General features: G+C 55.6%; 9 protein-coding genes. 2 read left to right on the top strand and 7 right to left on the bottom strand.

The window, feature by feature from the left end; all coding sequences use genetic code 11:
- The first annotated feature begins 43 nt into the window (after window positions 1-43).
- Window positions 44-1,567 (top strand): fumarate hydratase, encoded by a 1,524-nt coding sequence (locus HMPREF9098_RS08535; protein WP_003783925.1) that lies wholly within the window; start codon window positions 44-46, stop codon window positions 1,565-1,567.
- Between the two features lie 274 nt (window positions 1,568-1,841).
- Complete coding sequence (locus HMPREF9098_RS08530) at window positions 1,842-2,483, top strand: MBL fold metallo-hydrolase (protein WP_003783922.1); 642 nt, start codon at window positions 1,842-1,844, stop codon at window positions 2,481-2,483.
- A 53-nt stretch (window positions 2,484-2,536) separates the two neighbouring features.
- On the opposite strand, the gene HMPREF9098_RS08525 is transcribed toward HMPREF9098_RS08530, so the two are convergent.
- The 7 genes from HMPREF9098_RS08525 to HMPREF9098_RS08495 all read right to left on the bottom strand — a co-directional run bounded on the left by HMPREF9098_RS08525 (window position 2,537) and on the right by HMPREF9098_RS08495 (window position 12,918).
- Window positions 2,537-3,436, bottom strand: coding sequence for a pirin family protein (locus HMPREF9098_RS08525; protein WP_003783920.1), 900 nt, complete (start codon window positions 3,434-3,436; stop codon window positions 2,537-2,539).
- A gap of 147 nt (window positions 3,437-3,583) precedes the next feature.
- On the bottom strand, window positions 3,584-4,699 hold the full coding sequence (locus HMPREF9098_RS08520) for an NADH-dependent flavin oxidoreductase (protein ID WP_003783919.1): 1,116 nt from the start codon (window positions 4,697-4,699) through the stop codon (window positions 3,584-3,586).
- 151 nt (window positions 4,700-4,850) lie between these two features.
- Window positions 4,851-5,348 carry a DUF2269 family protein gene (locus tag HMPREF9098_RS08515; protein WP_003783918.1) on the bottom strand — a complete coding sequence of 166 codons (498 nt, stop codon included), beginning with the start codon at window positions 5,346-5,348 and terminating at the stop codon, window positions 4,851-4,853.
- A gap of 108 nt (window positions 5,349-5,456) precedes the next feature.
- Window positions 5,457-5,897 carry a MarR family winged helix-turn-helix transcriptional regulator gene (locus HMPREF9098_RS08510; protein ID WP_003783916.1) on the bottom strand — a complete coding sequence of 147 codons (441 nt, stop codon included), beginning with the start codon at window positions 5,895-5,897 and terminating at the stop codon, window positions 5,457-5,459.
- Between the two features lie 138 nt (window positions 5,898-6,035).
- Window positions 6,036-9,338: a YadA-like family protein gene (locus HMPREF9098_RS08505; protein ID WP_003783914.1), complete on the bottom strand. Its 3,303-nt coding sequence runs from the start codon at window positions 9,336-9,338 to the stop codon at window positions 6,036-6,038.
- A 268-nt stretch (window positions 9,339-9,606) separates the two neighbouring features.
- Window positions 9,607-10,467 (bottom strand): EamA family transporter, encoded by an 861-nt coding sequence (locus HMPREF9098_RS08500; protein WP_003783912.1) that lies wholly within the window; start codon window positions 10,465-10,467, stop codon window positions 9,607-9,609.
- Between the two features lie 144 nt (window positions 10,468-10,611).
- The gene (locus HMPREF9098_RS08495; RefSeq protein ID WP_040564393.1) at window positions 10,612-12,918 is read right to left on the bottom strand and encodes a TonB-dependent siderophore receptor; all 2,307 of its coding nucleotides are present in this window, start codon (window positions 12,916-12,918) and stop codon (window positions 10,612-10,614) included.
- Window positions 12,919-13,475: the final 557 nt, after the last annotated feature.

Raw genomic sequence — 13,475 nt, 5'->3', positions numbered from 1 at the left:
AAACACAACAACCATCCCCCAAACCCCGAAAAGGAACACTGCCATGACCATCATCAAACAAGAAGACTTCATCCAAAGCATTGCCGATGCCTTCCAGTTCATCAGCTACTACCACCCCAAAGACTACATCCAAGCCCTGACCAAAGCGCTGGCCAAAGAAGAAAACCCCGCCGCGCGCGATGCGATGACGCAGATTCTGGTGAACAGCCGCATGTGCGCCGAAGGCCACCGCCCCATCTGCCAAGACACCGGCATTGCCACCGTGTTTTTGAAAGTCGGCATGAACGTGCAGTGGGACGCACAAATGAGCGTGCAGGAAATGGTAAACGAAGGCGTGCGCCGTGCCTACACGCACCCCGACAATGTATTGCGCGCCTCCGTGCTGGCCGACCCTGCCGGCAAACGCCAAAACACCAAAGACAACACCCCCGCCGTCGTCCACATGGAAATCGTGGCGGGCGACAAAGTTGAAGTTACCTGCGCGGCCAAAGGCGGCGGCTCGGAAAACAAATCCAAAATGGCCATGCTCAACCCGTCCGACAGCATTGTCGATTGGGTGCTGAAAACCGTGCCCACCATGGGTGCAGGCTGGTGCCCGCCCGGCATGTTGGGCATCGGCATCGGCGGCACGCCAGAAAAAGCCATGCTGATGGCCAAAGAAAGCCTGATGAGCCACATCGACATCCAAGAATTGCAAGACAAAGCCAAATCCGGCGCAGAATTGAACACGGTGGAAAAACTGCGTTTGGAATTGTATGAAAAAGTGAACGCACTGGGCATCGGCGCGCAAGGCTTGGGCGGCCTGACCACCGTTTTGGACGTGAAAATCCTGGATTATCCGACCCACGCCGCCTCCAAACCCGTGGCCATGATTCCGAACTGCGCCGCCACGCGCCACGTCGAATTCACGCTGGACGGCACAGGCCCGGTCAAACTCGACCCGCCCAGCCTGGAAGACTGGCCCGACATCACTTATAGCCCCGACAACGGCATCCGCGTCAATCTGGACACGCTCACCAAAGAAGACGTGGCGCAATGGAAAATGGGCGACGTGCTGCTTTTGAACGGCAAAATCTACACCGGCCGCGACGCCGCGCACAAACGCATGGTCGATATGCTGAACAAAGGCGAAAAACTGCCCGTGGATTTCACCAACAAAATGATTTACTACGTCGGCCCCGTCGATCCCGTGCGCGACGAAGTAGTCGGCCCAGCAGGCCCCACCACCGCCACCCGCATGGACAAATTCACGCGCCAAATGCTGGAACAGACCGGCCTTTTGGGCATGATTGGCAAATCCGAACGCGGCGCGGCAGCCTGCGAAGCCATTGCCGACAACCAAGCCGTGTACCTGATGGCCACCGGCGGCGCGGCCTATCTGGTCGCCAAAGCGATTAAAGAAGCCAAAGTCATCGCCTTCCCGGAACTGGGCATGGAAGCGATTTACGAATTCGAAGTGAAAGACATGCCCGTTACCGTGGCGGTGGACAGCCAAGGCCGCTCCGTGCACGCCATCGCGCCGAAACAATGGCAGGCGAAAATCGGCATTATCCCCGTAGAAGCCTAATGTGCCGGGTGCAGGCTGCTTTCGGCGTATTCAAAAGCAGTGCCGCGGGCACGCACATCGGTTCGTTGAATCGTAAATTCAGACCGATGGCAGCCTGCACTTTTATTTTTTTGTTTTTTAAATATAGTGGATTAAAATAAAAATGAGACAAGGCGGCGAGCCGCAAGGCGTACAAATAGTACGTCAAGGCGAGCCAACGCCGTATCATTGCGATTTTAATTCACTATAAAATCTGCAATCAAAAAGCAGCCTGCACCACCCGAACGGATTTCCCATGGCACTCCAATACCGAATCTTCCCCGTCACCCCCTTCCGCCAAAACTGCACCCTGTTGTGGGACGACGCCACCAACGACGCCGTGCTGACCGATGTCGGCGGCGACAGCGGTTTCCTGTGGCAACACGTCCGACAGCAAGGGCTGAACCTGCGCGCCGTCTGGCTCACGCACGGACATTTGGATCACGCAGGCGGCGTGCCCTTCCTGCTGCAACAGCACGAAACGGAAATCCTCGGGCCGCACCGCGAAGACGAATTCCTGCTGCAAAGCCTGCCGCAAACCACCGCAGAATACGGCTTCCCCGTCTGCCCCGCGTTTGCGCCCACGCGCTATCTGAACGAAGGCGACACGCTCACTGTGGGGCAGCAGCGCTTTGACGTGCTGCACATCGACGGCCACACGCCCGGCCACGTCGTGTTCCACAGCCCCGACAACAAACTCTTAATCGCGGGCGACGTGTTGTTCCGCGAAAGCATCGGCCGCACCGATTTCCCGCGCGGCAACCACCAAGCCCTGCTCAACAACATCCGCCGCAAACTCTACACGCTGCCGGACGACACGCTGGTCATCCCCGGCCACGGCCGCACCACCACCATCGGCCACGAAAAACGGCACAACCCGTTTGTCCGCGCCGATTAAACCGCAAAAAAGCAGCCTGCACCCCAAAAACAAAGGTGCAGGCTGCTTTTTTCCTAACGCACTTTCCCGCGCAATTCAGGCGCCGCCAGACGTTGCAATTTCGTGCCCACCAAATCAATGCTGCCAAAGCGCGGGTGTCCGTTGTTCCAGTCGGCCACGGCTTTTTCCAGCGCTTCCCGGCTGTCGGCAACGAAGTTCCACCAAATCAGCGTCGGGTGCGGCAAAGGTTCGCCGCCCAGCAGCATAATGTGGCTGCCCGCTTGGGCGAGGATGTGCAAGGTTTGGGCGGTGTCGGCACGGGCGAATTTTGCCAACTCGTCTTGCGCAAATATCTGTCCGTCGATTTCCACTTCGCCTTTGAGCACCAGCACGCCGTATTCCCAGCCTGCTTGGGCGGGGATTCCCAGCGTTTGCGCCCGACGGGTGCGGATGTCCAAGCCGAGTAAGGGACTGTGCTGTTCGGTCGGGGCGGTGCGGCCGGCGAAACTGCCGTTCACCAGCACGAAATCCGCGCCGTTGTCCGACCATTCGGGCATTTCAGGATAGTGGCGGAAATCGGGGGCGATGGTTTTGTGCATGAGCAGGGCAATCCAAAGCTGCACGGCATGCAGGGTTTTGATGCCTTCCGGCGTTTGTTCGGTGTGGCTGATGCCGTGGTGGTCGCCCGTGCCTGCGGTCATCAGATTGACTTGTTTTGGGCGGATGGTTTGGCGGTTACCGAGGCTGTCTTGGTGCAACACTTCGCCTTCCAGCATCCAAGTGAAGGTTTGCAGGTTGGTGTGCGGATGTGCGCCAACCTGCATGCCGTCTTCCTGCTCGGCAAAATGCGCGGGGCCGGCGTGGTCGAGAAAGCACCATGCACCTATGGTGCGGTGCGTGCGGTTGGGAAGCAGTCGGGCAATGGGGATGCCGCCGACATCGTGGGTTTTTGCGGTGATTTTGGTGATGGTCATGGGATTCCTTATTATTGGGAGCAGGCTGCCATCGGTCTGAATCTCTGATTCAGCTAACCGATGTGCGTGCCCGTGGTGCTGCCATCGGTCTGAATCTTTGATTCAGCCAACCGATGTGCGTGCCTGCAATATGGTTTTCAGGTAGCCTCAAATATCCACAATCTGCCGTTCCATCCCTTTCACGGGCGGCAGCCACGGCGAGTTGGTCAGGCAGCGTTGCCACAGCGCGTCGGGCAGGCGGTAGTGGTCGGTGCGGGCGGGGTCGAGGTCGGTTTGGATGTTGGCATCGCGGTTTTCGCGCACTAAGTCGGCCAAATCGGGGTTAATCATCACGGTTTTGCCCAGCGCGATAAACTCCGCCCAGCCGGTGTGAAACGCTTGGGCGATGTCGCTGCCGGTGTAAAGGTTGCCCACGCCGATTAAGGGCAGGCGGCTGGCGATGCGCTCGTGCAGCAGTTCCATGCGGGCGCGGTGGGTGTCTGCACCGCGTCGGGCTTTTTTGTAGAAATCGTGCAGGGAAACATGCAGATATTGCAGCGGTTTTTGCACCAGCGCGTCCACAAGGGCGAAAGTTTCCGCCATGGTGATACCCTGCTCGCCTGGCTCTTCGGGCGAGAATCGGTAGCCCAAGATGAAGTCGGGTTTGGCGTGCGCTTTCACGGCGGCAGCAACGGCATCGACCACGGCCAGCGGGAAGCGCAGGCGGTTTTGCAGGCTGCCGCCCCATTCGTCAGTGCGGCGGTTGGTTTGGGCGGACACGAATTGTTGTAGCAGGTAGCCGTTTGCGCCGTGGATTTCTACGCCGTCAAACCCAGCCTGCACCGCGAGGGCGGCGGCATTGGCATAGGCGGCGATGAGCTGCTCGATTTCGGCGGCGGTCAGTTCGCGCGCGCCCGTGGCTTCATCGGCGGACGGGGCGACGATGTCGGCGGAAAGTTCGGCTTTCAGGCCGCCGTGGTGGATTTGCAGGATGGCTTTCGCGCCCTGTGTTTGGGCGATTTTGGCAACTTCGCGCAGGCTGGGCAAGTCGGTTTCGTTGATGGCATATGGCTGGCCGTGAAAGGTTTTGCCGTTTGCCTGCACCAATGTGGCGGCGGCGATAAACAGGCCGAAGCCTTTGAAGCGGTTGCACAAAAACGTGCGCTCTTGGTCCGTGATGTGGCCGTTTTCGTCCGAAGCGAAGTGGGTCATGGGGGCGACGGCGAGGCGGTTGGAAACGGTGGCGCCGTTGTTGAAGGTGTAGGGCTGGAAGACGGGGTTCATGGGGGGATTCCTTATGGCAAAGATTCGGGCTGTTTGTGAAAGATATTTGGATAATTGGGCGATTCGGATGTTTTTTCAAGGCAAATACCATGGCGGCGGCAATGAAAAAGCAGCCTGCACTTTGCGTTTTCCAAGTGCAGGCTGCTTTTTTCTATTTCTCACGCTGCCTTTTCCCCCATTTCGGCTTAACCACACCCAAGGCCGTCGCCAACACCGTCAGCAGGATATTGGCCGCACCGACCATATCCTCCACCTTGTGCGCCGCCTTGATTTGCCCTGCATGTTCCGCCACGCCCTGCTGCGCCAACCGCAACATTTCGCTGCCCGCAGGCACAATCACAAAAAATGCCAACAGGGCAATCAGTGCCGCGGCAAACACGTGGGCGCGCAGCCAAACATCGCGTTTCAGCGACCACGACTGCAACCACATCCCCACGCCCGTTGCCAGTGTCAGCAGCAGCCCGGGCATCGTCAGATAGCGCGTGGCCACTGTAATATGCACGCGCGAATTCAGAAATGCCGTCTCATTACCCGCTTGCGGCGCGCCACCCAGCACAGAGGCGACAATATGGCCGAAAATCGAACCCAAAAACAGGGACAGGCCGATTAAATGCAGTATTTTGAGCAAACGGTAAATGTTTCGGTTCATTTCAGTTTCCTTATCAGTCTTTTAATAAAGAAACAAGTTTACCTATATAGAAAATAGTTGTCAATTTATGGATATAAATTTCTCTATGTGCTAAACCTATCCTTTGCACTATTTATCCTGATAAAACTGGCCGAGTTGCCCCAATACCCGTGCCGCGGCGGCCAAATCGTCCGGATGGAACTGTTCGGCAATTTTCTCCGCATGGGCACGCCAATGCACTTGAATCTGCCGCGCAGCCTGCTGCCCTTTTTCCGTTAAAACATAAAGTTGCGCACGCTGGTGTGCCGGATTCGGCTGGGCGGCGAGTAGGCCTTCTTCTATCAGGATATTGACCTGCTTTAACGCGCCCTGGCGGGTGATGCCCATTTTTTCGGCAATTTGCGGCACGGTCGGTGGCGTTTCCGAAAGCAGCACCGCGCCCAGCACCTGCCAACGCGAAGTGTTCAAACCCAAAGGGGTGGCAAAACGGTTGCCCCATTCGTACAAAATCCCATTTAATCTGAATATGTTGAGCGTAACGGCGGTAAGGTGTTCGCTGGGTTGGGTCATGGTTGCGCCTTTCTATAAAATAGAAATAAGTTTATGTAATATCGGAATTCGTTGTCAAATGAGCATCGAAAAGCAGCCTGCACTTCATTTTCCAAAGTGCAGGCTGCTTTTTTAAGCCTTAACAAACTGACTGCGGGATTACCACTGATACAGCGCGCCCGCGCCAACGCCGGCACGGCCTTGTGAATTGACGGAGAACGAGCCTTTCACAATCCAGTTGCCGCCGTCGCTGATGGCCGATGCACCCACGGCAATCGCAGACTGGCCGCCGTAGTAGCCCGTGCCGATACCGATGCCGGATGCGCCGGTGCGGGTCACTTGCGGAATGGAGCTTTGCGCGATACCGCCTGCAATACCGGCGTTGCTGTTGTCTTCCAATTTGCCGATACGCTGGCCAAGCTGGTTAATCTGGTTTTGGTTGGCGGTGCTGCCTGCCACGGCAGCCTGCAGTTGGCGCACGTTCACGGCATCGTTGGGGTTGGTGCCGTCCGCAACATGGGTAATCTGCTTGTTGCCAGCATCAATACCGTTGTTGGTCACGCTCGGGCCATTGTTGATGGTCAGGCCGTTGTTGTTCACGGTGGTGTTGCCGGTTTTCAGGCTGCCTGCATTGCCCAAATCCACGTTTTGCGCGAGCTTGAGGCGCAATGTGTTGCTGGCGTTATCGGCCACCACGCCGATGTTGTTGTCGGTGAGCGTGCCGGTGGCGCCGCCTTTTATGTTGAGCGTGGTGCCGAGCTTGCGCTCAACGGTGGTGCCGCTGTCACCGTCAAACTTGAGCGGATTGAAGGCTTGGGCGGCGGTTTGGTTGATGGCGTTGTTCACGTTGGTTACCGTGTTGCCGTTCACCGTTATCGGCGTGTTGTCCAGCGTGTTGCTGCCTGCTTTGAAGGTGGGCGCGGTGACTGTGCCGGCGAAAGTGGGCGCATCGGCAAATTGAATATCCACTTTGCCGTCCGTCACTTCGGTGCGGATATTGCTGTTGCTGGCCGCTGCGGTGTTCGCCAAGCCGCCGCCAATGTGCAGGCTGCTTCCCAGTTTCTGCTGGCTGCCGTCGTTGCCGGTATCGCTGTTTTTGTTACCGGTGAACGTGAGCGGGCTGAAGGCTTGGGCGGCGGTTTTGTTAATGGCATCGTTCACATGGGTCACGGTGTTGCCATTGACGTTGATTGCCGTGCCGTCCAGTTTGTTGCCGCCGGTGGTCACACTGGTAAACGTCGGGGTTGCAACGGTTTTAACGGTGTAGATGGTTTGACCATTCCCGCCTGGAGACGGGATTACCTGAATATTGTCGCCCGCCACCACTTCGGTTTTCGCCGCTTGGATGTTGGTGGAAAGTTGGTTGGTAATGCGTTTCACATCGCCGATATTGGCGGCGTTGCTGTCGGTGTTGCCGCCGCTGGCCACGTTGGTGATTTGTTTGTTGCCTGCATCAATACCAGTGTTGGTCACGCTCGGACCGTTGGCGATGGTCAGGCCGCTGTTGTTCACGGTGGTGTTGCCGGTTTTCAGGCTGCCTGCATTGCCCAAATCCACGTTTTGCGCAAGTTTCACGCGCAATGTGTTGCTGGCCTTGTCGGCCACCACGCCGATGTTGTTGTCGGTGAGCGTACCGGTGGCGCCGCCTTTCACGTTGAGCGTGGTGCCAAGCGGGCGTTCCACAGTGGTACCGCTGTCGCCGTCGAATTTGAGCGGATTGGCGGCTTGGGCGGCAACGTGATAAAGCTGGCTGCCGTTAATGGCATCAGTGGACGTGGCAGAAATTTCACCAGGGGCAACGTGTTTGATTTGGCGCTCATAACCTGCCGTACCGATGGAAACCTGAGAACCATCCGTAATCTTGGTAGCACCGGCAAAACCGCTGTAGGTCACGCCGTTCACGGTAGCACTAGTCACTGGTGTTGCAACAGTGCTTGTGCGCGAACCTGCGCCGATAGCCACTGCTTTTTCTTTGTCAGCTTCCGCACCCACGCCAACTGCTGTTGCACCAACTTGTGTGGCTTGTGCACCCGGGCCGAAAGCAGTGGAAAGCGCGCCTGTGGCTTGGGCTTTCACACCCACGGCAATCGCGGCCTCAGCCGCTTCTGTGCTTTGATAACCGGTGCTCATTGACGTGCCGGTCAGGCGTTGGTAATCCGCGTCCACTTGGGCTTTGGCTAAATCCCAATCATCGCTGCCGATAGCGATGGAGGAATTGCCATTGGCTCGGGTGTTGTTACCGATGGAAGTGGATTGCCCGCCCAATGCCTGTGCATCCGGGCCGATGGCCACCGCTTGGGTAAACCCTGTTGCCTGAGCCGTCCAGCCGATGGCCACAGACTGCCTGCCGGTGGCTTTGGCAATATTGGTGGCCGTTTCATTCGAGCCGATCACAACAGATTTCTCACCCGATGCCTCTGCTTTGTTACCGATGGCAATCGCATACAATTTTGAAGCCTGCGCCGTATCACCTACTGCCACAGTACCGATAGATTTCGCACCAGCATTCCAGCCCATGGCAATCGATTGTGCATGTGTTGCTGCTGTACCCGCGCCGACAGCGATGGAATAATTACCGCCGGCCTGTGCCGACTGTGCAGCGCTGCGACCGCCACCAACGGCAATCGAGTTTGCGCCGGAAGCTTGCGAGAAGCGGCCTACAGCCACCGAGCTTTCGGTAACAGCATTGCTACTGTTGCCCAAAGCCAAAGCACCAATATTTTTAGCAGAAGCCGCTGTGCCGACGGCAACCGATTGCGATGTTACAGCGGAGCTTTTATAGCCGATGGCCACCACTTGGTTCACACCGGAAACACCCTGATTGGCATCCGTACCAATGGCAATAACGTGCTGGCCGTTAATATTCTGTGCCGCGCCCGTACCGATACCGATTACATTATTGGCAGCCGCCGCATTTTTCAGCGCGCCCTCGCCCACGGCAATATTGCGCCCTGTGCTGTTGGCGCTTTCGCCCGCCGCCTTACCAATGGCAACATCCGCCTCGCCCAGTGCATTGGCGCGTTCACCAATGGCAACCGTTTGATTATGATGTGCTTTGCTGTCTGCCCCAATCGCCAAGCCCGACGTACTGGAAGCGGAAGAATTCGCACCCAAAGCCACATTGCTCTCGCCCGCCGTTTTGGCCGATAAGCCGATGGCTACAGATTTGCCGGGCTTATTACCGCCTACAATATCGGCCGCCGTCGTAGTGGCATCGCCACAAACCACGTTTTTGCTGTTGTCGTCGAAATAGCAGGATTTGTAGTCTGCACCAGCGGGCACGGTATTGCCGCCGGAAGTGGTCGTGCCGGTGTTTTGCGCGCCCCAAGCGGGAGAAACCGCCAGCAGCACCAAAGCGGCAGCGGCGCGCGTGGTGTTTTTGCCTTGTGATTTGGCCAGCTCGGAAACGGCCGCCCAAGTGCCGCTCACGGCGTTGTAAACAGTTTTGTAGGTTTTATTCATTGTGATATTCCTTAATTTGTTACAGGTTTTGCGGATAACGGCAAAACCAAATAGCCAAACCAATTGCCGTTTCCACAACGTCCATTGCCTTTTTTGGCCTGTTGCGTGGTATATGGAAACGAAAACAAATGTGTTCAGCTATGTTGAATGGTATTTGAGGAACGCATTATACTGAATTTAATAAATTTTGGAAATTTATACTGACTATCGGCCACATTGAAAGCAGCCTGCACTTCCATTTCCAAAGTGCAGGCTGCTTTTTAAGTTTTCAGACGACCTTTTTCATGACTGCCCGCTGCACCCCGAATATCGATACCAACACCAACGCAAATCCCGCCAGCGACTTCGCATCCATCCCTTGCCCTAAAAACAGCCAGCCCAAGATAAATGCCGAGACAGGGCTGAGCAATCCCAGCGACGAAACCGCAGCAGGTGAAAGTTTAGCAATTCCTCTGAAAAACAACACATAAGCCAATACGGCACCAAACAGGCTCAAATACAGATAGCCGCCGATATTGGCGGGGCTTAAAGATTCGAGCCGCGGTTCGGCAAGCAGCGCGACGGGCAGTAAAAACAAGCCGCCGATGAAAAGCTGCCAGCCGGTGAACGCCAATACGGGCAGTGAAGTGCGGCGGTGTTTCGACAAATACACGCCCAACGCCATCGCCGCCGCGCCCGCCAATGCCGCCAAAATCCCCGTCCCGTCATAGCGTGCCTGCGGCGACAAAACCAAAAGCGCGATCCCCAAAACCCCTGCCGCCGACCAAGCCCAAGCTGCTTTAGGCGGCATGGTTTTGCCGATTAACCAAGTGAACACCAGCACCATCAGCGTCTGCGTCGAACTCAATACCGCCGCCAGTCCGCCCGGTAAGCGATACGCCGCCACAAACAGCATGGCCTGAAAAAAGCCGATGTTCAAAAAACCGAGCAAGACAACCGTCGCCCATTCATCGCGTTTGGGGATACGCCACGTCCACGCCAACAGCAAAAGCCCGGCGGGTAAAACACGGATAAGCGCAGCGGTAAACGGTCGGTCTGGAGGCAGAAATTCGGTGGTCACCAGATAGGTGCTGCCCCAAATCAACGGGGCGAGTGCGGTGGTCAGAATGGTGGCGGTGCGGCTGGGCATCGGGATTCCTTGTATTTGTGTTTCAGCTTGCCCGAAGGTCGTCTGAAAAATGGGACGGATATGCAATGATGGAAAGAAAAAGCAGCCTGCACATTTTAAAACAAAAGTGCAGGCTGCTTTTCGTTATTTCAGACGACGAGGGGATTACAGCCGCCAGTTCAGTTTGAACATGATATTGCGCGGCATTCCGTAAAAATTGTAAGCACCGTTGCTGCGGTTGGCGTTGTTTTCAAAATAACGCTTATTCGACAGGTTGTTGCCAATCAGGCTCAAATGGATGCGGTCGGTCGGCGCGTATTGCACATCGGCATGCCACAAGGTGTAGCCGCCCTGCTTGAGGTTGGGCTGGTCGTGCAGGTTACCGGTGCGGCTTTGCACGTTCATACCTGCGCCGATACTCCATCGGTGCGCGGCACCGGGCAGCCGGTAATTGGTGTAGAGCCTGAAGATACTGCGCGGCGTGTGCTGGCTGTATCTCTGCCCTGCTTGGTAGTCTTCGTCATCATTGCGGTATTTGCTGTCGTTGTAGGTGTAGCCGGCAAACAGTTTCCAGTTATCGGTCAGATTACCAGAAATTTCCGCATCCAAGCCTCGGCTGACCACTCGGCCGGTGTTGATATAGTAGCCGTTGCCCATTCCGTCATCTCCGCCATAAACGGCGCGGTTTTTCTGATCGATTTGGAACAAGGCGACGGCAGTGTTCAGGCGTTTGTTGTTCCAAGCGGATTTCCAGCCGATTTCGTAGTTGGTGCCGATAACGGGCGGTAAATCGTTGCCGCCGGCATCTTTATATTCGAGCTGCGGTTTGAAAATCGAGGTGTAGCTGGCATACAGGCTGTGATGCGGCGTTACATCCCAGGTAATACCCAAATAGGGCACGAAACGATTGCGGTTAATGCGGCGTGTCATACTCTCCAAAGGAGCAGGGTTTGCCGGGTCGATTATGTCATCGGTGTTTTGCCGATAACGCCACCGGGTGTAGCGGAAACCGGCCAGCAGGTGCAGTTTGTCGGTCGGATTAAAGCGGATGCCGGCACTGACGGCATGAGAACGGGTATGTTCCTCGGTGTATCGGTGGATGGGGTTGAAGCGGTAATCCAAATCGGCCAGCTTGCTCCAATCGGGGCGCGGGATAACGGAACCGTCAAACGGATCCAGCGGGAAATCTCGGCTCAAGTTAGGGTCGCACCAGTTCGGCCAGCCGCGCGATGCGCAAAACTGGTTCCAAGAGTCGGACGGGTCTGCCCACAAATTCCAATGCTGCATGGTTTCGGAGTCGGTACGCCGTTTGTTGTAACTGTATGTGGCGAACACGTCGTGTTGGCGTCCCAATGCCTCAAAGCGGCCGGTCAGCTTGCCTTGCGCCGTCCATTGCGCAGTTTTGTTGTCGGCAAGGCGGTTGCCGCTGCCCCAAATGGTGCCGCTGCTGTTTTGCCAGCTCGGACCGCTGCTGAGCGCGGCATACTCCCGAAATGCCGTGTCGCGGCGATAATCGACCAAGCCGATAGCCCGCCAGTTATCGTTGAAATCGTACCGCAGCTCCGAAAATAAATTGAATTTGGTGAAGCGGCTGTTGTTCCACGGCGCGCCGGAATAAGCATTGCGCGGCAGATGCAGCGGATGATCCTCGCTGCCTGCAGGCAGGCCGTACACATCCGGCACCGCATGGCGGTTTTGATACAGGCTGCCCACCGTCCAAACTGCTTTTTCGCCCAAATCGAAATCAAGCACGCCGTACACCACGTTTTGCCGGCTATTGACGCGGTCAATGAAAGAACCGGCCTTTTCCCATGCACCCAACAAACGGCCGCGCACTGTGCGGCTGCTGTTGAGGCTGCCGGAAACATCCAATTCGCTGCGGTAAGTGTCGAAACGCCCCGCACTCACGCTGCCTTGTATCTGCCGTGCAGAAGTCGGCCGTTTGCGTACCGCATTGATGGTTCCGCCCGGCTCGCCGTTGGCCTGCGTCAAACCGGTGGCACCGCGCACCACTTCGATGTGGTCGTACACCGACAAATCGGTCTGACTCTCGGCATTGAGGATGGTTTCGCCCACATAGCTGGAAACATCGGAAGAAACGCCGTCTTCTTCTATTTGGTCGATATAGAAACCGCGCGACATGAAGCGCGAGCGGTCGGAATCACGCACAACGGTAACACCCGTAGTGGCCTTCAGCGCATCTTCCAAACGGGTAATGCCCTGCCCTTCAATCTGAGTTTTGGTAATGACGCTGACCGACTGCGGCGTTTCTTTGGGCGACAAAGCCAAACCCGTGGTGGTACGCATGGCGGAGGTGGTGAACGAATCGCGGTTTTCGGTACGCGTGCTGCGGTTCACTCCTTGCACATGAATATTTTCCAACACTTCAACTTCCTCTGCCGCCGCCATGGCATGCACCCCCAGCAACATAGAGGAGGCAATCAAGCTCAGGCGAAATCCTGAATAGTTCATTTCTTCACTTTCCTTTGCATAGGTTAAATTAAATTAACCGCCCATTCTATCGGCAACAGGGAAATGTGCTTATCGGCAAAATGTCGTAGTCCTAAAGCGTGAGATAAAAAATATCATGCCCAACCTGAAAACAGCATCAATCGCACCACAATACCCGATAGTAGGAAAACATGATTATTGGGCTACCTATCTGTTAGAACAGGTAAAAAAGCAGCCTGCACTTTAAAAACCAAGGTGCAGGCTGCTTTTGACGCTTTGGTTTTATTCATGTTGATTTTCCGCCATCAGATTTGATCCCATGTTATTAAAACAAGACGATGATGCAGTCGGTACTTACACAAAATTTACGGAGAAAAAGACTAGTTCTAAAGTATTAGAAATCCAGTCCTTTACCACCAAAACTATTTAACAAAGAATATATTTTAAAAATAATTATATGTTTTACATTAAGAAAATTTTTATGATGCAATATCAATACAAAATTTCAAAATCCAGATAAATAATACGCCGATAGGATTACAACTAACTATTCAATGAATCTTCATTCTCTACATGAG

This window comes from Kingella denitrificans ATCC 33394 (assembly GCF_000190695.1).
Classification (GTDB): domain Bacteria; phylum Pseudomonadota; class Gammaproteobacteria; order Burkholderiales; family Neisseriaceae; genus Kingella_A; species Kingella_A denitrificans.
This window is presented reverse-complemented; position numbering and strand designations above follow the sequence as displayed.

Excerpts from the sequence above, each read along its gene's own strand:
- HMPREF9098_RS08505 (WP_003783914.1), bottom strand. The coding sequence starts at position 9,338 with ATGAATAAAACCTACAAAACTGTTTACAACGCCGTGAGCGGCACTTGG.
- HMPREF9098_RS08525 (WP_003783920.1), bottom strand. The coding sequence starts at position 3,436 with ATGACCATCACCAAAATCACCGCAAAAACCCACGATGTCGGCGGCATC.
- HMPREF9098_RS08495 (WP_040564393.1), bottom strand. The coding sequence starts at position 12,918 with ATGAACTATTCAGGATTTCGCCTGAGCTTGATTGCCTCCTCTATGTTG.
- HMPREF9098_RS08500 (WP_003783912.1), bottom strand. The coding sequence starts at position 10,467 with ATGCCCAGCCGCACCGCCACCATTCTGACCACCGCACTCGCCCCGTTG.
- HMPREF9098_RS08520 (WP_003783919.1), bottom strand. The coding sequence starts at position 4,699 with ATGAACCCCGTCTTCCAGCCCTACACCTTCAACAACGGCGCCACCGTT.
- HMPREF9098_RS08535 (WP_003783925.1), top strand. The coding sequence starts at position 44 with ATGACCATCATCAAACAAGAAGACTTCATCCAAAGCATTGCCGATGCC.
- HMPREF9098_RS08530 (WP_003783922.1), top strand. The coding sequence starts at position 1,842 with ATGGCACTCCAATACCGAATCTTCCCCGTCACCCCCTTCCGCCAAAAC.
- HMPREF9098_RS08510 (WP_003783916.1), bottom strand. The coding sequence starts at position 5,897 with ATGACCCAACCCAGCGAACACCTTACCGCCGTTACGCTCAACATATTC.
- HMPREF9098_RS08515 (WP_003783918.1), bottom strand. The coding sequence starts at position 5,348 with ATGAACCGAAACATTTACCGTTTGCTCAAAATACTGCATTTAATCGGC.